At 59.8% G+C, this 22,040-nt stretch carries 23 protein-coding genes; 13 read left to right on the top strand and 10 right to left on the bottom strand.

Going from position 1 to position 22,040, the window contains the following annotated elements:
• Nucleotides 1-61: 61 nt before the first annotated feature.
• A complete protein-coding gene (locus AC0Z4S_RS21645) occupies nt 62-994 on the bottom strand; it encodes a DMT family transporter (RefSeq protein WP_485624526.1) in 933 nt (310 codons plus the stop codon).
• Between the two features lie 88 nt (nt 995-1,082).
• On the opposite strand from AC0Z4S_RS21645, the gene AC0Z4S_RS21640 reads away from it, so the two are divergent.
• Both AC0Z4S_RS21640 and AC0Z4S_RS21635 read left to right on the top strand, forming a co-directional pair.
• Nucleotides 1,083-1,646 carry a helix-turn-helix domain-containing protein gene (locus AC0Z4S_RS21640; RefSeq protein ID WP_485624525.1) on the top strand — a complete coding sequence of 188 codons (564 nt, stop codon included), beginning with the start codon at nt 1,083-1,085 and terminating at the stop codon, nt 1,644-1,646.
• The gene (locus AC0Z4S_RS21635) at nt 1,647-3,050 is read left to right on the top strand and encodes an FAD/NAD(P)-binding protein (RefSeq protein WP_485624524.1); all 1,404 of its coding nucleotides are present in this window, start codon (nt 1,647-1,649) and stop codon (nt 3,048-3,050) included.
• 182 nt (nt 3,051-3,232) lie between these two features.
• On the opposite strand, the gene ppnN is transcribed toward AC0Z4S_RS21635, so the two are convergent.
• Nucleotides 3,233-4,606, bottom strand: a complete 1,374-nt coding sequence (gene ppnN / locus AC0Z4S_RS21630) for a nucleotide 5'-monophosphate nucleosidase PpnN (RefSeq protein WP_133336521.1) — start codon at nt 4,604-4,606, stop codon at nt 3,233-3,235.
• A 221-nt stretch (nt 4,607-4,827) separates the two neighbouring features.
• Between ppnN and AC0Z4S_RS21625 the strand changes: the two genes are divergently transcribed.
• Entirely contained in the window at nt 4,828-5,355 is a 528-nt protein-coding gene (locus AC0Z4S_RS21625; protein WP_485624523.1) for a DUF3087 domain-containing protein, read from the top strand.
• Here the strand turns inward: AC0Z4S_RS21625 and AC0Z4S_RS21620 are convergent.
• On the bottom strand, nt 5,352-5,738 hold the full coding sequence (locus AC0Z4S_RS21620; protein ID WP_485624522.1) for a DUF2784 domain-containing protein: 387 nt from the start codon (nt 5,736-5,738) through the stop codon (nt 5,352-5,354). The two genes, AC0Z4S_RS21625 and AC0Z4S_RS21620, sit on opposite strands and share 4 nt — an antisense overlap.
• Before the next feature lie 130 nt (nt 5,739-5,868).
• Between AC0Z4S_RS21620 and AC0Z4S_RS21615 the strand changes: the two genes are divergently transcribed.
• Entirely contained in the window at nt 5,869-6,015 is a 147-nt protein-coding gene (locus AC0Z4S_RS21615) for a hypothetical protein (RefSeq protein WP_485624521.1), read from the top strand.
• Between the two features lie 44 nt (nt 6,016-6,059).
• Here AC0Z4S_RS21615 and AC0Z4S_RS21610 read toward each other — a convergent pair whose 3' ends face one another.
• Nucleotides 6,060-6,332 carry a hypothetical protein gene (locus AC0Z4S_RS21610; RefSeq protein ID WP_042606722.1) on the bottom strand — a complete coding sequence of 91 codons (273 nt, stop codon included), beginning with the start codon at nt 6,330-6,332 and terminating at the stop codon, nt 6,060-6,062.
• A 406-nt stretch (nt 6,333-6,738) separates the two neighbouring features.
• Between AC0Z4S_RS21610 and AC0Z4S_RS21605 the strand changes: the two genes are divergently transcribed.
• On the top strand, nt 6,739-7,686 hold the full coding sequence (locus AC0Z4S_RS21605; RefSeq protein WP_485624520.1) for an ABC transporter substrate-binding protein: 948 nt from the start codon (nt 6,739-6,741) through the stop codon (nt 7,684-7,686).
• 132 nt (nt 7,687-7,818) lie between these two features.
• Nucleotides 7,819-8,718, top strand: coding sequence for a polysaccharide deacetylase family protein (locus AC0Z4S_RS21600; protein ID WP_485624519.1), 900 nt, complete (start codon nt 7,819-7,821; stop codon nt 8,716-8,718).
• A gap of 58 nt (nt 8,719-8,776) precedes the next feature.
• Here the strand turns inward: AC0Z4S_RS21600 and AC0Z4S_RS21595 are convergent, their stop codons facing one another.
• Entirely contained in the window at nt 8,777-9,139 is a 363-nt protein-coding gene (locus tag AC0Z4S_RS21595) for an NUDIX hydrolase (protein ID WP_471880148.1), read from the bottom strand.
• Nucleotides 9,140-9,366: 227 nt separating this feature from the next.
• Here AC0Z4S_RS21595 and AC0Z4S_RS21590 point away from each other — a divergent pair, with 227 nt between their 5' ends.
• Nucleotides 9,367-9,564 (top strand): DUF2188 domain-containing protein, encoded by a 198-nt coding sequence (locus AC0Z4S_RS21590; protein WP_253502629.1) that lies wholly within the window; start codon nt 9,367-9,369, stop codon nt 9,562-9,564.
• A gap of 62 nt (nt 9,565-9,626) precedes the next feature.
• On the opposite strand, the gene AC0Z4S_RS21585 is transcribed toward AC0Z4S_RS21590, so the two are convergent.
• On the bottom strand, nt 9,627-9,866 hold the full coding sequence (locus AC0Z4S_RS21585) for a hypothetical protein (RefSeq protein WP_253502626.1): 240 nt from the start codon (nt 9,864-9,866) through the stop codon (nt 9,627-9,629).
• 184 nt (nt 9,867-10,050) lie between these two features.
• Here AC0Z4S_RS21585 and AC0Z4S_RS21580 point away from each other — a divergent pair, with 184 nt between their 5' ends.
• Complete coding sequence (locus AC0Z4S_RS21580; protein ID WP_485624518.1) at nt 10,051-10,386, top strand: hypothetical protein; 336 nt, start codon at nt 10,051-10,053, stop codon at nt 10,384-10,386.
• 188 nt (nt 10,387-10,574) lie between these two features.
• A complete protein-coding gene (locus AC0Z4S_RS21575) occupies nt 10,575-11,180 on the top strand; it encodes a DUF6338 family protein (RefSeq protein WP_485624517.1) in 606 nt (201 codons plus the stop codon).
• Between the two features lie 141 nt (nt 11,181-11,321).
• Here the strand turns inward: AC0Z4S_RS21575 and AC0Z4S_RS21570 are convergent, their stop codons facing one another.
• Nucleotides 11,322-12,221 (bottom strand): LysR family transcriptional regulator, encoded by a 900-nt coding sequence (locus AC0Z4S_RS21570; protein ID WP_253502619.1) that lies wholly within the window; start codon nt 12,219-12,221, stop codon nt 11,322-11,324.
• Nucleotides 12,222-12,340: 119 nt separating this feature from the next.
• On the opposite strand from AC0Z4S_RS21570, the gene AC0Z4S_RS21565 reads away from it, so the two are divergent.
• Together AC0Z4S_RS21565 and AC0Z4S_RS21560 are read left to right on the top strand one after the other, a co-directional pair.
• A complete protein-coding gene (locus AC0Z4S_RS21565) occupies nt 12,341-13,708 on the top strand; it encodes an MFS transporter (RefSeq protein WP_485624516.1) in 1,368 nt (455 codons plus the stop codon).
• A 30-nt stretch (nt 13,709-13,738) separates the two neighbouring features.
• Nucleotides 13,739-15,013, top strand: a complete 1,275-nt coding sequence (locus tag AC0Z4S_RS21560) for a glucarate dehydratase family protein (protein ID WP_485624515.1) — start codon at nt 13,739-13,741, stop codon at nt 15,011-15,013.
• A 102-nt stretch (nt 15,014-15,115) separates the two neighbouring features.
• On the opposite strand, the gene AC0Z4S_RS21555 is transcribed toward AC0Z4S_RS21560, so the two are convergent.
• Nucleotides 15,116-16,000: a LysR substrate-binding domain-containing protein gene (locus AC0Z4S_RS21555; protein WP_485624514.1), complete on the bottom strand. Its 885-nt coding sequence runs from the start codon at nt 15,998-16,000 to the stop codon at nt 15,116-15,118.
• 157 nt (nt 16,001-16,157) lie between these two features.
• Between AC0Z4S_RS21555 and ydiJ the strand changes: the two genes are divergently transcribed.
• On the top strand, nt 16,158-19,184 hold the full coding sequence (gene ydiJ, locus AC0Z4S_RS21550) for a D-2-hydroxyglutarate dehydrogenase YdiJ (RefSeq protein ID WP_485624513.1): 3,027 nt from the start codon (nt 16,158-16,160) through the stop codon (nt 19,182-19,184).
• Here ydiJ and AC0Z4S_RS21545 read toward each other — a convergent pair.
• Complete coding sequence (locus AC0Z4S_RS21545; protein ID WP_485624512.1) at nt 19,117-19,803, bottom strand: paraquat-inducible protein A; 687 nt, start codon at nt 19,801-19,803, stop codon at nt 19,117-19,119. The two genes, ydiJ and AC0Z4S_RS21545, sit on opposite strands and share 68 nt — an antisense overlap.
• Entirely contained in the window at nt 19,800-20,396 is a 597-nt protein-coding gene (locus AC0Z4S_RS21540; RefSeq protein ID WP_485624511.1) for a paraquat-inducible protein A, read from the bottom strand. Before AC0Z4S_RS21540 ends, AC0Z4S_RS21545 begins: the two co-directional genes overlap by 4 nt.
• Nucleotides 20,397-20,568: 172 nt before the next feature.
• Between AC0Z4S_RS21540 and AC0Z4S_RS21535 the strand changes: the two genes are divergently transcribed.
• A complete protein-coding gene (locus AC0Z4S_RS21535; RefSeq protein WP_485624510.1) occupies nt 20,569-21,738 on the top strand; it encodes an acetyltransferase domain-containing protein in 1,170 nt (389 codons plus the stop codon).
• Nucleotides 21,739-22,040 lie beyond the last annotated feature (302 nt).

Here is a 22,040-nt window from a genome sequence, read left to right as displayed (position 1 = left end):
TGAAACGAATCCACCCTGTAAGGAGTGAGCCTGCTCGCGATAGCCCTAGGGCAGACGCAGCCTAGCCAAGGGTCTCCCGCTCCAGTTCAGCTTGCGGTTGAACACTCTTTCCCTTGGTCTTCAACTCACTGACAATCACCGCCGCAACGATCAACCCCGCGCCCACCAGCGCAATTGCTGGCAAGCGCTCCCCGGCAATCCGTCCGACAATCCCGGCCCACACCGGTTCACCGGCATAGATCAACGTCGCCCGAGTCGGCGAAACGCTCTTCTGCGCCCAGTTCATCGCCACTTGAATCGCCGCACTCGCCGCGCCCAGGCCCAAAGCCGTGGCCAGCAACAACCAGGAAAAATCCGGTATCGCTTCACCGGTCGGTACCACCAGCAAGAACGACAACATCGCCGTGACCGCCAATTGCACCACTGTCACTCGCCGCACATCGACCTGCCCGGCGAACGTGCTGATCAGGATAATCTCGGCCGCGATTGCAACTGCGCTGATCAGCGTGACAATCTCACCGGGACTGAAATTCAACGCCGCCCCCGAAGGACCCGACAACAGCATCAACCCGGTAAACGCCAGCATGATCCCGATGCTCGGCATCAATCCTGGGCGACGGCCAAGTACCAGCCATTGCAGCAGCGGCACAAACGGCACATACAGCGCGGTAATGAAAGCTGACTGGCTGCTGGGAATACTTTGCAGTCCGACCGTCTGCAAGCCGTAACCGAGCATGATCGCCACGCCGATGAACGATCCTGCCTTCACTTCGAACAAGGTCAATTCACTCAGGTGGCGCCAGGAAAACATAGCAACGATCGCCGCCGCTGCGGCAAAGCGCAGGCCGACGAAAAACATCGGCCCACTGACCGTCATGGCATGCTGCACCAGCAGGAACGTGCCGCCCCAGATCATGGTGATCAGCACCAGCACGCACTCGGCTTTGCTGAAGCGGGAGAAGCGGATTCGGGAAGAAAAATTGTTCGGCGACATCACGACCTTGCACACTGTAAAAAAGAGGCCGCACAATGCCGCCAACGTTGCGCAGTATACTGCCCAACCCCACCGAGTGAGCAATATAGTGCACAAAGATTCGACTCAGCGAGCCTCCGTCCTGCAACACGTCAGCCAGAATGTCCGACGTCTACGCCATGCTGCGGACATGAGCCAGGCCGCGCTGGCGGAAAAATCCGGGGTCAGCCGCCGCATGCTGGTAGCCATCGAGGCGGGCGAAAAGAATGTCAGCCTGACCACGCTTGATCGCGTCGCCGAAGCCCTCGACGTGGCCTTCAGCGATCTGATTCAGGCGCCCGATGCGCGCGACCCGAGCCGGATCAACGAGGTTGCCTGGGCGGGCACGATTCCAGGCAGCAGGGCGGTGCTACTGTCCAAGGCCACCGCGACCCGTGAAGTCGAGCAATGGGAGTGGTGTCTGCAACCGGGCGAAGTCTACCCGTCGCAACCAGACGCCGATGGCTGGAGCGAGCAGATCTACGTATTCGAAGGCTGTTTGACGCTGATGCTCGGCGATCAGCCGCAGCACATCAATAAAGGAGAGTTTTTCATGTTCGCCAGCAATCAGCCGCATTCTTATCGCAACGATGGCGAAGTCGCGGCGTGGTTCGTGCGTAATGTGGTGATCTGAATGGAGCAGCCTGCGGACATCCTGATCATCGGCGGCGGCCTCAGCGGCACCATGCTGGCGGCGCAGTTGTTACGCCTGCCTGGGCAACGAAGGATTCTGATCATCGAGCCGCGTGCTGAACTGGGACGAGGTGAGGCTTACAGTGCGGTCGAGTTGGGCCATACGCTGAACGGCAACGCGGCGCGCATGAGTGTTGATCCAGATAATCCTGATGATTTGACGCAATGGCTGACCGAGCACATTGCTGACGGCGGCTGGCCGGAGTCCGCTGAGCAGGATGTGCCGATTAGCGAGCTGTTCCCGCCTCGCGGCTTGTTCGGCGTCTATGTGCAACAGCGTCTTGCAGAGGCCAAGGCGGTGGGTGTGCGGCAAGGTTCGACGGTTGAACATATCTGTGCTGAGGTCGTCGACCTGCAAATCGAGTCCGGTTCAGTGCAACTCACCTTAAGCGATCGCCAGTATTTGTGGGGTTCCCGCGCCGTCCTGGCCACCGGCATGTTTCCCGCCGCGCGCACGCCGCAGACGCAATCCAGTGGCCTCAACGCCGCCGCGCTCGATCCCTGGGATGTGGAGGCCATGCGCGCACTCGACCCGCAATCGACGGTGCTGATCATCGGCTCCGGCCTGACCATGGTCGATGCCGTGGTGTCGCTGGAACAGGCCGGGCATCGCGGGCCGATCGAGGTGTTTTCACGGCATGGTTTGCTGCCCCATGTTCGTCGGCAACCGCCAGCCTGGGCGGATTTTCTGGCGCAGGATCACAGCATCCGCACGCCCCGCCAGTTGTTGCACGAATTGCGTCGGCACTGTCGCGACGCCGTAGCTCAAGGCGTTGATTGGCAGGCGCCACTCGATACCGTTCGCGCGCATATCGCTCGGTTGTGGAGTCAGGCGACTGACGTGCAGCGTCGACAATTCGTACGCCATGTGCGGCCGTGGTGGGAGAGTCATCACCATCGCTCGCCACCGCTGAGCGCCGAGTTGATCGAGCGACTGCATTACGAAGGACGCTTGCGCATTCATGCCGCGTCGTTCAACGGGCTCGAACCCGGCACGGGCGAGGCTGTGAGCATTCGCATTCGTCCGCGCGGTGAAACCGAAACGCGCGTGGTGAGCGGTGCGGCGCTGATCAACTCGAGCGGCATCGAATATGACTGGCGGCGGGTCGCCCGGCCGTTGCCGCAGCAATTGCTGGCGCGGGGACTGGTGCAACCGGGGCCGTTGGCGTTGGGGATCGCAGCAGTGGACGGCGCTGTGGTCGATGCCGAAGGGCGCGTGAGTTCTCGTTTGTTTGCCATGGGCCCGCCGTTGCGCGGGATGTGGTGGGAGAGTACGGCGGTGACGGATGTGGCAGCGCAGGCTAAAGCGTTGGCAGGGCGGTTGGTGAATAATCTGAGGGATTGATGTGTTCTCTCTGGCTCGCCACTACAGGATATTGAGGTTGTGAAAACAATTTGCGCCACACCGCAGCCCCTGTAGGAGTGAGCCTGCTCGCGATCGCGGTCTATCAGTCAGCTTTTATTGACTGAACCACCGCTATCGCGAGCAGGCTCACTCCTGCATTTGTTATGTGGTGGTCGGAAGAGTTATGCAACCACGCGATAACAAGGCACATACGCCGCGCCACCCGGCAACTTCATCCGGTGCTGGGCGACGAAGGCTTTCAGTAGCGCATCGAGCGGCTGCATGATCGCCGCGTCACCACGGATCTGATAGGGGCCGTGCTCCTCGATCAGACGAATGCCCTTGTCCTTGACGTTGCCAGCGACGATGCCAGAGAACGCCCGGCGCAGGTTGGCCGCCAGTTCGTGGGGTGGCTGGTCGCGGTGCAGTTTCAGGTTGGCCATGTTTTCGTGGGTCGGATCGAACGGACGCTGGAAGCCCTCATCGATCTTCAGCAGCCAGTTGAAGTGGAACGCGTCGTTGCGCTCGCGGCGGAACTGCTTCACCGCTTTCAGGCCCTGAGTCATCTGTCGCGCCACTTCGGCCGGGTCATCGATGATGATCTCGTAATGCTGCTTCGCCGCTTCGCCAAGGGTCGCGATGACGAAGGCATCCAGCTGTTCCAGATACGGTGCAGCGTTCTTCGGCCCGGTGAGGATCACCGGGAATGGCAGACCTTCGTTGCCCGGGTGCATCAGGATGCCGAGCAGGTAGAGGAACTCTTCAGCAGTACCGGCGCCGCCCGGGAAAATAATGATACCGTGGCCCACACGGACGAAGGCTTCCAGACGCTTTTCGATGTCCGGCAGGATCACCAGCTCATTGACGATCGGGTTCGGCGCTTCGGCAGCGATGATGCCCGGCTCGGTCAAACCGAGGTAGCGACCGCCATGAATGCGCTGTTTGGCATGGGCGATGGTGGCGCCCTTCATCGGGCCTTTCATTACGCCCGGGCCGCAACCGGTGCAGATGTCGAGGCTGCGCAGGCCCAGTTCGTGGCCGACTTTCTTGGTGTATTTGTATTCTTCGGTGTTGATCGAGTGGCCGCCCCAGCACACCACGATTTTCGGCTCGACGCCTGGGCGCAGGGTGCGCGCGTTGCGCAGCAGGTGGAACACGTAGTCACTGATGCCCTGGGAATTGCTCAGGTCGATGCGCTGGCTGTCGAGTTCGTTTTCGGTATAGACGATGTCGCGCAAGGCACTGAAGAGCATTTCGCGGGTGCTGGCGATCATCTCGCCATCGACGAACGCGTCGGCCGGAGCGTTCAGCAGCTCCAGGCGCACACCGCGATCCTGTTGGTGAATGCGGATTTCGAAGTCCTTGTAGGCTTCGAGGATGGTCTTGGCATTGTCGACATGCGCGCCGGTGTTGAGGATGGCCAGGGCGCACTGGCGGAAGAGGGTGTAGGTGCTGCCGGATCCGGCTTCGCTCAGTTGCTGGACTTCACGTTGAGAAAGGGTTTCCAGACTGCCTTTCGGGCTGACCGAGGCATTGATTACGTGTCGTTGGGTCATGCAGTGATCCTTAAAACGATGTCATCCACAACGCAGCGGATGGCATCCGAATAGTGTGTATCCATGAATGAAGATGGCACGATCTGCGCTGGACCGCCATGTCCCGTTGGACGCTGAAAAGATGAAAAGGAGCCCCAGCATAGCTAAAACCCGATGCGATGCGATAATGCGCCGGCGAGTTTTTTCCGTTGCGCCTTTTGTCAATCAGGGAAGTCATTTCGATGTTCGAGATTCAGCCGATGGACCCCGCTACCTTTCGCCAGCAGACCCGCCGCAGCACAGTCATTATCGCTGTGCTTTTTTTGCTGCTGGCAATGCTGTTTTCGTCCGTCGCGGTGGCAGTGTTCGGTGAGCCCGAGGGGGATAATCTGCGGTTCAATGTTGGCGGCGTGTTCGTGGCGTTTCTGCTGACGGCAGCGCTGTTGCGCGGACGCTTCTGGCATCAGACCTGGATGGCCCCTGCGGTGTATGGCTGGCGCCTCAAGCGCAATCTGATGAGCATCACCAATGTGATGCATCAGGTGACAGCGGCGGTGCAGGATAATGACCCGGCGGCGATGAAGGTGTTGCGCTTCTACCACATGGGATTGCTGCAGATGCACGAGCTGGACGGCAACTCGAGCGATCACGGCCAATTGCGTGACGAAGTCGAACAGCACAAGGCGCGGATGCAGGCGCAGGGCCTTGATCCACACCAGCCACGCTTCGATCCGCAGTGGCTGGAGACATTGAAACCAGACTCGCGTTAAAACGGAATGCGTCTGGCGCGGCGCAGTTTCCACGCGCGCAGCAGTCGCGCGTAGACGATCAGGTTGATCGCCAGTACCACGCTGCCGAGGGCCAATTGAATCTGCGGCGTCAGACCTGCCGGATAGATGATCGGCCAGATGTAGTGCTCGATGAAGCCGCCCGCGTATTCGGTCTGCCCGGCCGCGTGGCGCATCAGGTTTTCCCAGTAAGTCAGCGGACAGGTCAGGTGCAACACCTCGACCGCCACGCCCCAGGCTGCAGCTGGCAAGTGCAGCCACATCAGCCGTGGCCAGCGCAGCACCAACAGCCCGCCGAACAGCACGAACAGGATGAAACACAAGTGAAACAGCACCAGCCCGTCGGCGGCGATTCGGTACAGCATGGCGTCTTCCTGACGTGAAGATGGATGGCGCTATGGTACGCCGCGCGAGACAAAATTCGTTGGTGAATTTGGACCAGGAAAAGTGTTCTACCCTTTGACAATGATCAACTTGTTCTGAGGTGAGATGCACATGGCGAACGAGCAACCGCGTCCCGATGAAGATGAGCCAACGCAGGCCGAGATCGAGCGGCAGAAGAAAAGAGAGGAGAAAACCTGGAAGCACGATGACAGCCGCGAGCTGTCGGAGCGCGATCAGGAGCGTCCTCTGAAGCCTTGAACAACGCATACGAAGAGCCCCGCATCAGCGGGGCTCTTCGCGTTTCAGAGGTCTTCCAGCTGCGTGAAGTCCGGGTAGGTCGCCCGATACCCCAACGTTCGATCGATCCACGCATTGAGCTCATTGACCATCACCGGCGGATGGCCGGGATATCCCTCGAGGGTGCTGCGCAGGGTGCGTTCGATGTCGGGCACGCTGTGCAGGTTTCGGGTCTTGATGTAATGGCCGATAAAACAGTCGAGTTCCAGGCGTTCTGTCTTGGACAGATGGACACACTTCAGGCCGCTGACCTGTTTGATTGCAAAATCGTCGCTCACTTATTTCTCTGCAAGGCTTGAAAGTTGTTGATGGATTCCTGATTTCTTTGACTCTTTGGTCAACTGGTATACCAATCGGAAAGGCGGCGCGCATGCTATCCGCAGCGCGTGAAAATGTATGTATGACAGTCGAAATGTCAGACAGGCGGTTGATTCGCTCAAACGGCTGTTTTATCGAGCTTGTTTCGCCGTTGAAACACTTTTTGTAACGCTGGGGAATCAACGAATCGCATGTTCGGATAACGCGCCCAATCGGCAAATATTTAGTCGTTCCGGTCGGTTGGCGTCGCCAGGCCAATCTGCCTCGACGATGCGTAATACAGTGATTAACTTATGCGAAATTAGAATTTAAAAATTAAAATCAAGAGCGTTATGGTCTATGCAAACCTCATCTGCAGGACTCGCCATGAAGCTTTCTCGTTTCCTACGCCGCGCGCTGACCATTGTCTTGTTGACCTCGCCACTGGCCTACGCCGCGGAGCCTTTAGTCCTGCACGTGGGCGATCAGAACTACTACAACATCCGCGCTTCGATCGAAGCCTCCGGCGTGTTGAAAGACGCACCTTACACAGTCGATTGGAAACACTTCCAGGCTGCCGCGCCGCTCGCCGAAGCGTTGCAAACCGGCTCGCTGGATCTGGGGTTTCTCGGCGATTCCGGTTTCCTTTTCCTTGCTGCCAAACAGGCACCAGTGAAACTGATTGGCGTATCGCGGCAGAATCCGGACACCATCGCGCTACTGGTACCAAAGGATTCGCCGGTGAAAACCATCGCCGACCTGAAAGGCAAGAAAGTCGCTTACTGGCCCGGGGCCTGGAGTCAGCAACTGACCCTGCGCGCATTGGAGCAGGGCGGTCTGCCGGAAAACTACGTCGACTTCGTCAAGTTGATGCCAATCGACGCAGCCGCCGCTTTGCCGCAGGGCAGCATCGACGCCTTTCCGGTGTGGGAACCGTATATCTCGCAACAGATCGTGTTCTCTGGCGCTCGGCCGATTCTGACGGCGAAAAACCTGATGCCAGGCCTCAGTGCCATCGCGGCGTCGACTCCTTCCATCGACAGCAAGCGGGCGGCGATCGCCGATTTTCTCGGGCGTTTGAAACAGGCGAGAGCCTGGGTTGATCACCATACCGACGAGTACGCTGACCTCTGGGCAAAAAAAGCCAACCTCGATCAGCAGGTCTCGCGGCATTGGTTGCGCCAGGCCCACATGAGCGTCGGGCCGGTGGACCAGCAAGCGGCAGCAGATTTACAGAGCACGGCGGACTTCCTGTTCAAAGTCAAAGCACTGCCGGCACCACTGGCCACCGCAGGCATCATCGACACTTCCTTTCAACAAGCCTTGACGCACTGAAAGCCAGCACCGGAACCAAACCCTGTGTACCTTATCCAACCTGCGCTCGCTGATAGCAGCGCAGGATGGATAAAGGCGAGGGAGTTTTGCCATTCGACAACATGACGGCCGTGGCCGGGCTCAGGGCAAAACATGACATCCGGATGCAAACTTCTTTGTGCTGCGCTCATCGCGTTGGGGCTGGCCGGCTGCATCGCCGCGCCGATCGAAATGACCGCGCAAACCGAAACTCGTCTGCAGGCCCAGGCGCCCGTGCGTTTTCTGCTGACGTTCGATGACGGTCCAAGTGCCTCGGGATTATGGAATCCGACGGCTACCGTACTCGACAGCCTCAAAGCCAATCCTGTGCAGGCAAACATCAAAGCAGTGTTTTTCGTGCAGACTCGCGCGCCCAGGGCCGGCGACAGCGAGATTGGCCGCAGTCTGATGCGTCGTGAACACGCAGAGGGACATATTCTCGCGTTTCACACGGCTACTCACTGGCACACCAACCATCGCTTGCTCAGCCCGCAGGAACTGAAGCAATCGCTGACCGACGGCAGCACTGACATCGCTACCATCACCGGTGCACCGCCCAAGCTCTTGCGTCCGCCGTTCTGGAATTATGACAAACGCACATTCGCGGCCTACCGGCAACATGGTCTGCACGTTTTGCTCACGGATTTGAGTGCCAACGACGGCAAGATCTGGGGCTTCAATGCCAGTCCACGACGTCGCGCGAATATGCTGCGTCAGTTGTCCGAAGTGCGCGAACGCATTGCTCTTGGTCAATTGCCGACGGTGGATGGCGTAATCCCGGTGGTGGTCACGTTCCATGATCTCAATCGCTACACCGCGCGGCACACTCGCGAATATTTGCAGATTCTGCTCGATAGCGCGGCGGTAACCGGGGTCAAGCTTTCAGCCAAGCCGTTTTATGACGACCAGGCCGCGCTGGAAAAGGCCGCGCTCGGACGTACCGTTGAGCAGAGTACCCAACCGGTGACTCTACCGGGAATGTGGAATTGGATCTGGGATCACGACGCGCATTGAGTGCTGAGAGTTGCGCTCGGAAATGAGCGTGGGACGTCGAGCGTCGGATGGTTGACGCCTATAAACGCCGTTGGAAGGCTTGCACGATGCGCCGGGTCGCGTCGTTGGTGTCGAGGTTTTTCACGGCATCCAGTGGATACCAGATGCAATCGATGATCTCGTTCTGTGGGCGCACGTCTTCTATATTTGCCACCGAAGCCTCGTAGACGTGGTGCCGCGTGCTGCCGGCTTGCAGGTCCATCAAGTACAGGACTTCATCGGCATTCAGACCGGTTTCTTCTTGTAACTCGCGCACGGCAGCGGCCGCGCGGGTCTCGCCGGCCTCGACCTTGCCACCTGGCAATGACCAGGGATGGCGGGGTTTGCGCACCAGGAGGATATGTCGATCCTGCTCGCAAATGACGGTAGCGCGTACTTTCATGAATGCCCTGTTTATGTCTGTCACAAAAATGTAATTGAACTGCAATATTCGAGCCGTGCCCAGATTTAAAGGTTCCATCCGAGTTGAGAGCTGCTGGAAAGCGCAAAAGTGCCACAGGGTCTGGTGGACTGAGCGAGTCGGGCGCGATATCCGGTCGACATCGGGGCTTGAACCGGGTGTAAGGTGAACGCGTACACCGGAACTACCTTTGCAAGCTGGAGGTGCTCATGAGTATTCCAATGTTGAACAAGCTGCACATGAACGGTTACGACGTACTCAGCGTCAACAACGGGCCATGGCGCGTCTGCACCCAGGGTGACCGGCTGGCGTCATTTACCAGCCGAGAGGAGGCGATGGCCTATGCGGCGGCGCTTCCCGCTTACAAGCATCGCTCCAAGCGGGAACAAGGCCAAAACGTCGGTTGATGCGTTGTAACGAAAGAGCCCCGGTTTCGACCGGGGCTCTTGTTGAAAGGAGGCACTCGTAATCAGTGAACCTTGGTTCGGCTGATGGCTCGGGCTTTTACCTCCCGGGCATAACCCTGCAATCTTTCCTCGTCGCTTTGCAGAATTTCGCAAGAGCGCAACACAGTCCGGGCGTCAGCCTCGTTGCCGGATTTACGCAACTGTTCGGCAATGCGCTTGAGGTCGACGGCCGACCATCGAAGATCCGACGCCACGCTTTGCAAATCCCGTTGAAGTTCGTGTTCGTATTCATTGAGCCGCATGATCACCTCCAGAACATTCTCGGTAGAACAGAGTAGTCGCATTTTTCCGGATGGGGCCAGGTCATCTGACGCCCGGCTGAATGTATGTGAAAAATTGTCCAATCGCCGCTAACAGCGGGGTGCCACGATGGATGTGCGAGCGGTTAAACGGTACATTCACGTTTTTTCATTACAGGTAAACAGCATGCGCGTATGGATCGGCAGTTTGACCCTGGCCCTGTTGACGGGATGCTCGCTACCGGCGTCGTTGGTGCCGGGCGAGCCAAACCTCAGCAAGACCAGTGACAAGCCTCCCAGGGAATATGCCGCGTGTTTGTTACCGTTGTGGCAGAAGGACGTTGCCAGGACGTCGCAGATGTCGATTTCCAACGGCTACCGGATCACCGCGCCGAGCATCATCACCGCAGACGAGATTCTCGATATCGTCAAATACAAGGACGGCAGCAAGGTCTCGCTGTATCAAGGCCCGCCATGGGCCAAGTCCGGATCGCTGCGCCAGTCGGTGCGTGACTGCCTGTAACCAGGCGCCTGTATCGCAAAAAAGGCAGACACCGTGCAAAGGTGTCTGCCTTTTTTTATTGCATGGAGCTCCAGCCAGACGCTTGCAATGGGCTGTGACAGTTGCCCGCGAGGCGCTGCAGGATCCTCGCCTAGGCTTTGAATGTCGGCCCGTGACGGGATCGGCATGACGAAAAGGAGCCTCGGATCATGGATGATCTGGTCAAGGAAATCATTCCGCTGTTGCAGTACCTCATCCCCGGTTTTTTATCGACCTGGATCTTCTATTCACTCACCGTGTTCAAGCGACCGGATACGTTTGGGCAGATCGTGCAGGCGCTGATATTCACGTTTGTGATTCAGGGCGCGGTGCTGGCGCTGGGCAACCTCTATCTGTGGATTGGCTCGAAGGGGTTTTCATTAGGGCGCTGGGATGATCGGGCGCAAACACTCTGGGCATTTGTGTTTTCGCTGATGCTGGGATTGTTTGCCTGTTACCTGGCTACGAATGACAAATTGCATGGCTGGTTACGCCGGCGAAACGTCACGAAACAATCTTCTTACCCGAGTGAATGGTTCTGCGCTTTTGCCCAGTTCGACCGGTTCATAACCCTACATTTACATGACGAGAGGCGCGTGTTTGGCTGGCCGGTCGAGTGGCCGTCCGAATCCAGTTGCGGGCAGTTCGTGATGCAGAATCCACGTTGGGTCAATGAGGATGGCAAGTCGACGCCTTTTGGTGCAGAAATTTTGCTGATAGATTCCGCGCAAGTTAAGTGGGTTGAATTCAGCCCGATATCAGAGGGTTCATCATGACGACCGCAAGAGCGCCGCGACCAATGCCAGAGAAATACGAACGCCTTTTCACAGGGCCTGACGGCAAACCGCTGGAGGAGCCTTTGATCAAAGCACCGAGCGCTCCACCTCCGCTCAAATACCGGTTGCCACGATAATTTTTCAGCCCCAACCCTCCACCACCGCCCGGCGAATCGCCTCCAGCAACATCGCGAACGCCGGGTTGTCATTATTCTCTCGCCAGATCAGATGCAGCTCGCTCTGCACCCCCTCGCCGAGATCGATCTCGCGAAACACCACATTCCGGAACACCACGCTGGTCGCGCAACGTGGTACCAGCGCCAGCCCCATGCCGGCGTTGACCAGCGCCAGAATCGTCAGCGATGAGCCCAGCCATTGCACGTAATCCGGTGCCACCCGAGCTGAGCGCAGCGTGCCGGTCAACAGTTCGTTGAACGGCGGATAGGCTTCATGGGAGTACATCAGGAACGGTTGTTTATCCAGATCCACGACTGACACTTCAGCCGAGTCTGCCAGCCGATGCCCGCTCGGCACTGCCAGCACAAACGGTTCGCGCACCAGGCATTCGGTGGCATAACCCGGTTCCTGCAAGGGCGCCCGGGCGATGCCCAAATCGATACGGCGGGCGCGCAAGGCCTCGTGTTGCTGATAGGTGTTCATCTCTGCCAGGTCGATCTTTACCTGGGGCTGTTTAAGTCGCGCTTCGGCGATCACCTTGGGCAGGAACTCATACACCGCGCTGCCGACGAACGCGATGTTCACCGAGCCGATGTCGCCCTCGGCAAACCGCCGTGCGGTGACCGCCGCTTGCTGCGCGCGCTCCAGCAGATTCTGCGCTTCGACGAAAAATGCCCGGCCTGCCGCCGTCAGCGCAACGCTGCGGGTACTGCGGGTGAACAGCTCAACGCCGAGGTGATGCTCCAGCAACTGAATCTGCCGACTCAGCGGCGGCTGCGTCATGTTCAAGCGTTCGGCAGCGCGGCGAAAGTTGAGTTCGGTGGCGACCGTGGTGAAACAGCGCAGTTGAGTGAGTTCGAACATTGATCTAATCCAGGTATCAATCGAATGCCAGTTTAGATTAGACGGGATCAATGCGTGACGTCCATGATCGGCTTACCGCTTCAAGTCATCCCTAAAAAAACAAGATCGGGAGTCGCCCCTTGAAAACCCTCCAGAGTCCGCCGGACATCACGGTGCTTGCCCGCGCCGCCGCCAAGGTCAAGCGCCACGTGCTGCCGCTGTTCGTGGTGATGTTCATCGTCAATTACATCGACCGGGTCAACATCGGTTTTGTGCGCAGCCATCTGGAGACCGATCTGGGCATCGGCGCAGCGGCGTATGGACTGGGTGCCGGCCTGTTTTTCATCGGTTACGCGTTGTTCGAGGTGCCGTCGAACGTGCTTCTGCAGCGCTACGGCGCACGAGTGTGGCTGACCCGGATCATGTTCACTTGGGGCGCCGCTGCCATGGCCATGGCGTTTGTTCAGGGCGAAACCAGTTTCTACGTGCTGCGCTTTATTCTTGGTGCGGCGGAGGCCGGGTTCTTCCCGGGAATCATTTATTACTTCACCCAGTGGCTGCCAGCGTCCGAGCGCGGCAGAACCATGGCGGTGTTTCTTAGCGGCTCAGCGATTGCCTCGGTGATTTCCGGCCCGGTGTCCGGTGCGCTGTTGCATATCAGCGGCTTGGGCATGCACGGCTGGCAGTGGATGTTTCTGATCGAAGGCGCAGCTTCGGTGGTGTTGTGCGCATTCGTCTGGTTCTGGCTGCAATCGCATCCCCGGCAGGCCAAATGGCTGAGCGAAGAAGAGCGTGCAGCGCTGGTCGCGGCGATCGCCGAGGAGCAGCGGGCACGCGAGGCGGCGCAAGTGGCCAAGCCGTCGATGTTCAAGCTGTTGGCTGACCGGCAGATCGCGCTGTTCTGCTTCATCTATTTCTCCATCGCCCTGACCATTTACGGCGCGACCTTCTGGCTGCCGAGCATGATCAAGAAGATGGGCAATCTCGGCGACTTCCAGGTCGGGCTGCTCAACTCGATCCCGTGGATCATTTCGATTGTCGCCATGTACGGCTTCGCGGCGATGGCCGGCAAGTGGAAATTCCAGCAGGCATGGGTCGCGCTGACTCTGGTGATCGCGGCCATCGGCATGTTCATGTCGACCACCGGCGGGCCGGTGTTTGCCTTCGTCGCCATCTGTTTCGCCGCCATCGGCTTCAAAGCAGCGTCGGCGCTGTTCTGGCCGATCCCGCAAAGCTATCTGGATGCGCGCATCGCCGCTGCGGTCATTGCGTTGATCAACTCCATCGGCAACCTCGGTGGCTTCGTCGCGCCCACCGCGTTCGGCATTCTCGAGCAAACCACCGGCTCCATCGAGGGCGGCCTGTATGGCCTGGCCGCGACCTCGCTGGTCGCTGCCGTGGTGATCTTCTTCGCCCGCACGGCGCCAGGCGCCAAAGGTAAAACCCCGGCAAAGCCAAGTGACGAAGCCGCCGTTGTAGCGCCGGCTCGTCCGGCTGCGAGCCACTGAATCGATTGTTGATCCGTCAGGAGCGTTATCTTGAAAATCACCCGTGTCAGCGTCACCCCGATTGCCTTTCGCGATCCGCCACTGCTCAACGCCAGCGGCATCCATGAACCCTTTGCCCTGCGCTCGATCATCGAGATCGAGAGTGACAACGGCTACATCGGCCTCGGCGAAAGTTACGGCGATGCCCCGGCGCTGGCGATCCAGCAACAATTGCAGAGCCAGTTGATCGGCCTTGATCCGTTCAACCTCAATCAGCTGCGCACGATCGTGCAAGCCACCGTGGCGGCGCATAAACCCGCTAGCATCGCTGGCGCCGAACTGGCGCCCGGTTCCCACGCCAGCAAAGCGGTGAGTAATGCCTACTCGGCATTCGAAGTGGCTTTTCTGGATTTGCAGGCGCACTACCTGAACGTGCCGCTGGTGGACCTGCTCGGCGGGGCTATCCGCGATGAAGTGCCGTTCAGCGCTTACCTGTTTTTCAAATACGCCGAACACATCGACTCGCCCTACAAACCGGACAATTGGGGCGAGGCGCTGAACGAGCAGCAGATCGTCGCGCAGGCAGCGCGGATGATTGAGGCGTACGGGTTCAAGAGCATCAAGCTCAAGGCTGGCACTTTGCCGCCGGAGCATGAGGTGGCGTGCATCAAGGCGCTGAAAAAAGCCTTTCCGGGATTTCCGCTGCGCATCGACCCGAACGGCAACTGGTCGCTGGAGACGGCGATTCGCATGGCCGAACTGCTCGGAGATGATCTGCAGTATTACGAAGACCCGACCCCGGGCCTTGATGGCATGGCCGAACTGCACAAGCGCACCGGTCTGCCATTGGCAACCAATATGGTGGTCACCGATTTCGACGAGTTCCGCCGCAGCGTTGCGCAGAACAGCGTGCAGATCGTCCTTGCCGACCACCATTATTGGGGTGGCCTGCGTGATACGCAGACGCTGGCGAAAATGTGCGACGTGTTCGGCCTCGGCGTGTCGATGCATTCCAACTCGCACCTGGGCATCAGCCTGATGGCCATGGCCCACGTCGCGGCGGCGGTGCCGAATCTGGATTACGCCTGCGACACCCATTACCCGTGGCAGGAGCCGGATGAGGAAGTGATCAAGGGCGGCAAGCTGCCGATTGTCGATGGCTGCGTGAAGATCACCAAGGCGCCCGGGCTGGGGCTGGAACTGGATCATGAGCAACTGGGCAAGCTCCATGATCAGTACCTGACCTGCGGGATCCGCCAGAGGGATGATGTGCGGCAGATGCAGCGGTACAAGGCGGATTGGCGGGCGGTCAAGCCAAGGTTTTGAGATTGTTGCGACTGACCTCTTCGCGAGCAAGCTCGCTCCCACAGGAAAATGCATACCAAGTGTGGGAGCGAGCTTGCTCGCGAATGGCGGCGGTTCGATCCTTCAGAGGGTATGAACCAGCCAATCCCGAAACGCCTTCAGCGAAGGCAGATTTTCGTTGCGCGGCGGATACACCAGGTAATAGCTGCGCCGGCTGGTAATCGGCTCGCCCAGTTGCAGCAACTCACCCTTGGTCAGCTCGTCTTCGACCAGAATTCGCGGCACCAGACCGACGCCGATATTGGCGCGGACCGCTTGAATCAAGTGCGAAGTCATTTCAAAGCTCGGCCCGATCCTCATGCTGCGATGTGGCAGTTGGTGTTGGCTGAACCATTCCGCCCACGCCTGGGCATTGCTGCTGACGTTGAGCAGCAACTGCCCGGCAATGTGCCGCTCGGCCTCGTCGCGTTCAGTGGCCGACAGCTGCGCGCTGGCAATCGCCACCAGTTCTTCGGTGTGCAAGGGCAGGGCGGTCAGGCCTGGCCATTCACCGCCGCCGACACATATGGCGGCGTCGATTTCACTGGTGTCGAAGTCGATGGTTTCGATCCGCGAATGCAAGTGCACGGTCATGCCCGGATGCGCCGTGTAGAAATCCTTCAGCCGGGGCAGCAACCATTTCGAGCCGAAGGTCGGTAACGTCGCCAGTCGCAGACTATGAATGCCCGAACCAAACGCCATCGCTTGCAACGTCGCGCTGCGAATCTGCCCGAGGGCTTCCGTGAGTTCGCGCTGGTACATGCGCCCGACATCCGTCAGCACTACTTGCCGGCCTTCGCGGCTGAACAGGCGCATGCCGAGCATCTTCTCGAGAATCTGTACCTGGCGGCTGACCGCGCTCTGCGTCAGTGACAGCTCATGGGCCGCGCGGGTGTAGCTCTCGTGGCGAGCGGCGGCCTCGAAAGCCAGCAGCAGCGACATGGACGGCGTGAGGGTGCGCGGATTCATTCGTAAAACTCATCAATAACGGGTCGAAATTACGCTTGTTCAAGGGTTCGCCAGCAATGAACATGGGCGCAATCAGATGGCGGAGCCTGACGCAATCATTCGTCGCGTACAAGTGTTCACCGCCACGCAGCCCGATTTGTCCGAGATGACCTGACCGATGATTGCCCAACTGTCGCCCGCCAAAGCCCTGACCGGCGATTACCAACAATTCCTCGCCGCCCTGAAAGACAGCGGCTTTCGCGGGGAAATCAGCGCCGATTACGCCAGCCGCGTGGTGCTCGCGACCGACAACTCGATTTACCAGCGCCTGCCGCAAGCGGCGGTGTTTCCGCGGGATGCCGATGATGTGGCGCGGGTGGCGCGGCTGATTGCCGAACCGGCGTACGAGAACGTGGTGATCACCCCGCGTGGCGGTGGCACCGGCACCAACGGCCAATCGCTGACCGACGGCATCGTCGTCGACCTGTCGCGGCACATGAACCGCATACTGGAAATCAATGTTGAACAGCGCTGGGTGCGCGTTCAGGCCGGGGTGGTCAAGGATCAGCTCAACGCTGCGCTGAAATCTGCCGGGCTGTTTTTTGCTCCGGAACTGTCGACCTCGAACCGCGCCACGGTCGGCGGCATGATCAACACCGACGCCAGCGGCCAGGGCAGTTGCACCTACGGCAAGACCCGCGACCATGTACTGGAACTTGAAATGATCCTGCGCGGCGGCGAGCGTCTGCGCGGTCTGCCGCTGACGGAGGACGAGCTTGAAACGCAGTGCGCCCGCGACGATCGGGTCGGCGAAGTCTATCGCTGCGCGCGGCAGATCATTGATGAGCAGGGCGAGCTGATCAAGGCACGCTTCCCCGATCTCAACCGCTGTCTGACCGGTTATGACCTGGCGCACCTGCGCGAGGCCGATCTGCGCTTCAACCTCAACAGCGTGCTCTGTGGCGCTGAAGGCTCGCTGGGTTTCATTGTCGAAGCGCGACTCAACGTGCTGCCGATTCCCAAACATACGATGCTGGTCAATATCCGCTATGCCGGGTTCATGGATGCACTGCGCGATGCGCGGGCGTTGATGGCGCTCAAGCCGTTGTCGATTGAAACCGTCGATTCGAAAGTCTTGCTGCTGGCGATGCAGGACATCGTCTGGCACGGCGTTGCCGAATATTTTCCCGAAAACCCTGAGCGCCCGACTCTGGGGATCAACCTGGTCGAGTTCTGCGGCGACGACCCCGAAGACTTGCAGCGGCGCGTCGAAGCGTTCCTCGAACACCTGCAAAACGACCGCACGGTGGAGCGCCTCGGGCATACGCTGGCAGTCGGTCAGGCAGCGGTGAGCAAGGTCTACGGCATGCGCAAACGTGCGGTGGGCCTGCTCGGCAACGTCGCCGGTGAAGCCCGCCCGCAGCCCTTCGTCGAGGACACTGCCGTGCCGCCGCAGCACTTGGCCGAATACATCGCCGAGCTGCGCGACCTGCTCGATAGCCATGGTTTGCAGTACGGCATGTTCGGTCATGTCGACGCCGGTGTGTTGCACGTGCGGCCGATTCTCGACATGAAAGACCCGCAGCAAGCGGCGCTGGTGCGGCCGGTGTCCGATGGCGTCGCCGCTTTGACCCAGCGCTACGGCGGCCTGCTCTGGGGCGAGCATGGCAAGGGCCTGCGTTCGGAATACGCGCCGGCATTTTTCGGCGAGTTGTACCCGGCGCTGCAAGCCTTGAAAGCCGCATTCGACCCCTTCAACCAGTTCAACCCGGGCAAGATCGCCACGCCTGCCAACAGCGGTGCGGCGCTGCTGAAGATCGATGAAGTGACTCTGCGTGGCGAACTGGATCGGCAGATCGACGAAAAAGTCTGGCAGAGCTACGGCGCGGCCATGCACTGCAATGGCAACGGCGCCTGCTACAACTTCGATCCCGACGACGCCATGTGCCCGTCGTGGAAAGCCACCCGCGAACGCTCGCAGTCGCCCAAGGGGCGCGCGTCATTGATTCGCGAATGGCTGCGGTTGCAGGGCGAGGCGGGTGTCGACGTGCTCTCGGACGCGATCCGCAAACCGGCGTTTTTCCGCACACTGTGGCAGCGCTGGCGCAATAGCCGCGATCCGTCGGCGGACTTTTCCCATGAAGTGTACGACGCCATGGCCGGTTGCCTGGCCTGCAAATCCTGCGCGGGGCAATGCCCGGTCAAGGTCAACGTGCCGGAATTCCGCTCGCGCTTTCTCGAGCTCTATCACAGCCGTTACCTGCGCCCAGCGCGGGACTATCTGATTGCTTCGCTGGAATACACCATTCCGTACATGGCGCGGATTCCGGCGCTGTACAACGGTGTGATGGGCGCTGGCTGGGTACGTGGCGCACTGGCGCGTGTGGGCGGCATGATCGATGTGCCGTTGCTCAGTCGTTTTGATTTCTACGCGGCGATGCGTCGTTGGCAGGTGCAGCCAGCGACGGTTGCGAGGTTGTCGGCACTGACCCCGGAGCAACGCGAACGCAGCGTGGTCATCGTGCAGGACGCCTTCACCCGCTACTTCGAAGCGCCGCTGTTGGCGGATCTGGTCGAGCTGATTTCGCGTCTGGGTTATCAGGTGTATCTGGCGCCGTTCAGCGCCAACGGCAAACCGCTGCATGTGCAGGGCTTTCTCCCGGCGTTCAATCGGGCGGCGTTCCGCAACGCTGAGCAATTGCAGGCGCTGGCGCAGACTGGCGTGCGGTTGCTGGGGCTGGATCCGGCGATGACGTTGGTGTATCGCCAGGAATACCTGAAAGTGCCGGGCCTGCAGGCATGTCCGCAGGTGGCGCTGGTGCAGGAATGGTTGCTCGAAGTCATGCCGGAGCAGACGCCTCAGGCCCAGGCCAAAGCGTTCCGTCTGCTCGCCCATTGCACGGAGAAAACCAACGCGCCGGCCGCGACCCGGCAGTGGGAACAGGTTTTCGAACGTGCCGGTTTACAGCTGGCGACGCAAGCCACTGGTTGCTGCGGCATGTCCGGCACCTATGGCCACGAGGCACGCAATCGCCAGACGTCGGCGTTGATTTACGAGCAGTCCTGGGCGCGTCAGGTACAGGCGCCGGTGGAGCAGGGCGAGGCGTTGGCGACCGGCTATTCCTGCCGCAGCCAGGTCAAACGCCAGTCGGATCAGGCGTTGCGCCATCCGTTGCAGGTGTTGCTGGAGGCTCTGCGTCGCTGATCGTGTCGCTGGTGTCCTGGTCCCAGATCAGGCGCGGGTCGAAACTCATCGCCGCGAGCATGGTGAACACCACGACCAGGCCGAAGAACAGGATGCCCGGTCGTGGCTCGATATCGCCCAGCGCCTGGAATTTCACCAGTGCCGCTACCAGCGCGACCACCAGCACGTCGAGCATCGACCAGTAACCGATCAGCTCGACGAAGCGGTACAACTTCGAACGCTCCCTGCGCGCCCAGTCGCTGTTGCGCTGGACGGTGATCAGCAGCAGGGTCAGGGCGACGAATTTGATCCCCGGCACTGCGATGCTGGCGATGAAAATGATCAAGGCAATGTCCCACGCCCCGGCTTCCCAGAACTCCAGCACGCCGCTCATGATCGTGCTGTCGGCGCCGTTGCCGAGCATCACCGTGTTCATCACTGGCAGCAGATTGGCGGGAACATAAAAGGCCAGCGCGGCGAGCATGTACGCCCAGGTGCGCGCCAGCGAATTGGTCTTGCGTCGATGCAACGGCGCATCGCAGCGCGGGCACTCGTGTGGCTCGTCGGTCATGTCGCAGGCCAGCCCACAACTGTGGCACAGGCACAGGTTGAGCTCGCTGGCGGTCGGTGGACGCTTCATAAAATGTCCCACAGGTCGCGGATGTCACGGCCGGCAATGCGGATCATCATCAGGCTCAGCACGGCAAGGGCGAACAGGCCGATGCCGGGCAACACGTCAAGCAGGCCGGCGAGTTTGAACACCGCGACCATCGCCCCCAGCAGACACACTTCAAGCATGCTCCACGGGCGCAGGGTTTCCAGCCAGCGCATGCACAGATTGAACCCCGGCGCCCGACGCAGACCGAGGGCAAAACCCAGCACCCAGACCAGCAACACCAACTGAAAGGCCGGGGCGATGATGATCGCAATCGCCGCGACCATGGCGATAAACGTGATCGGGCCTTGGCTCAGCGCCAGCACCGAATCCCACAGGGTTGCGCTGTTTTTCATGCCTTTGAGGCTGATGCTCATCACCGGGTAGAAATTGGCGAACAGCCACAGCATCGCCGCCGTGAACGTCAGCGCCAGGCGTTGCTCGATGGTCAGGCCGTTGAAGCGCTGCAGCACGCTACCGCAGCGCATGCACAGGGTTTTCTGGTGCTTGGCGAGCACGACTTTTTCGTACACGCAATCACAGTGCTCGCAGATGATCAGGTGTTCGGTGTTGACCATTAACAATGCTCGACAATGGGCCGCGACGGTGGGGCGGACCTGTTCACTATAGAAGGCTGAGGCCGATGAGCAACCTGTTTGGATTTTGCTTTTTTGATGTTATAAGGTAACGCAGAATTTGCGGGCGTCGTTGTGGCTGCCCGGTGTTATCCCTTTCGATTGCGAACGTTCCATGACCCCTGTGCTTCCCCGTTCTGCCCCATTGACGACTGGCCGGCTGCTCTCCATTGACGCGCTCAGAGGCCTGGTGATCCTGTTCATGCTGCTCGATCACGTGCGCGAAACCTTCCTGCTGCACCGCCAGGTGTCTGACCCGATGGATATCGCCAGCACCGAGCCGGCACTGTTTTTCAGCCGCACGCTGGCGCACCTTTGTGCGCCGGTATTCGTCTTGCTGACCGGGTTGTCGGCATGGCTGTACGGTGAAAAATATGCCGGCAAAGCCGACGTCAGCGGGTTTCTGTTCAAGCGCGGATTATTTCTGGTGGCGCTGGAATTCACTCTGGTCAACTTCGCCTGGACGTTCCAGTTACCGCCGAGCGTGATCTACCTTCAAGTGATCTGGGCGATCGGCTTGAGCATGATCGCGCTGGCATTGCTGGTCTGGTTGCCGCGCGCGGTGCTGCTGGCGCTGAGCCTGGCGATCATCGCCGGGCACAACTTGCTTGATACGCTGCACTTCCCGGTGGAGTCGGCGCTGCATGTGCCTTGGGCGATTCTGCATGACCGAGGCTGGATCGAAGTCAGCGAAACCCTGCGCCTGCGTACTTCATACCCGCTGCTGCCGTGGATCGGTGTAATTGGCCTGGGCTATGCGCTGGGGCCGTGGTTTGCCCGAGGCATGGATAGGGCGGTGCGTCAGCGTCGTTTGCTGATTGCTGGAGCTGGCGGGTTGCTGGGGTTTATGGCGCTGCGCTTGATCAATGGCTACGGCGAGAAGCCGTGGGCGGTCAGCGATTCGCTGGTGCAGACGCTGATGAGCTTTTTCAACATCACCAAATACCCGCCGTCGCTGCTGTTCATCACGCTGACTGTGAGCACAGGCCTGTTGCTGCTGCTCGCCTTCGAACGCGTGCAGAGTCGCCGCTGGATTGGCTGGCTGACCGTGTTCGGTTCGGCGCCGATGTTTTTCTATCTACTGCATCTGTACGTGTTGAAGGTGCTGTATCTGATTGGCGTGGCGCTGTTCGGCCTGAATCAGGGCAGCTATTTCGGCTTTTCAACGGTGACGGCGGTATGGCTGGCGGCGGTGGTTCTTGCCGTGGTGTTGTTCCCTGCAGTGCGCTGGTTTTCGCAACTGAAAGCACGGCGCCGGGACATCGGCTGGTTGAAATATCTGTAACTTGCACGGACTTGTGGGAGTGAGCTTGCTCGCGAAGAGGTTGTTTCAGTCAACACATTCGGCGACTGACAGAATGCTTCGCGAGCAAGCTCGCTCCCACAATGGAAGGGTGTTACGCCCCACATCACATACGCCGCCGTCCCCCTGTGGGAGTGAGCTTGCTCGCGAAGAGGTTGTGCCAGTCAACACATTCGGCGACTGACAGACTGCTTCGCGAGCAAGCTCGCTCCCACAATGGAAGGGTGTTACGCCCCACATCACATACGCCGCCGTCCCCCTGTGGGAGTGAGCTTGCTCGCGAA

The organism is Pseudomonas sp. 1L-B-1-E-C1, assembly GCF_057291835.1.
This window is presented reverse-complemented; position numbering and strand designations above follow the sequence as displayed.